1 protein-coding gene is annotated in these 326 nt (G+C 40.5%); it reads left to right on the top strand.

Going from position 1 to position 326, the window contains the following annotated elements:
- Positions 1-326, top strand: a 326-nt coding sequence (locus DAHG_RS18225) for an IS200/IS605 family accessory protein TnpB-related protein (protein WP_022936309.1), incomplete at both ends; no start/stop codon positions are given.

Genomic DNA, 326 nt, shown 5'->3' with positions numbered 1-326 from the left:
GATAAAAAGCAGAAGCAGCGCTATCAGCCAAAAGGACTGAATCGAATGCTGAGTGAGTTTGCTTATGCACAAATCAGTGAAGCCATCGAACGAAAAGCAGTCTATGAAGGAATAGAAGTGATTAAAGTAGATCCAGCGTATACGTCACTGATTGGAAAATTAAAGTATGTACGGGATAAGGGAATGAGTGTGCATCAGGCAGCGAGTTATGTAATTGCAAGAAAAGGGATCGGATATAAAGAGAAGATCTTAAGAGAATATCGAGTATTCGTAAAAGAAAAGCAAACACAAGCAGAGCAATGGGCAGCGATTGGTAAGAAGGTAGG

This window comes from Dielma fastidiosa (assembly GCF_000313565.1).
Taxonomy (GTDB): Bacteria; Bacillota_I; Bacilli_A; order Erysipelotrichales; family Erysipelotrichaceae; genus Dielma; species Dielma fastidiosa.
This window is presented reverse-complemented; position numbering and strand designations above follow the sequence as displayed.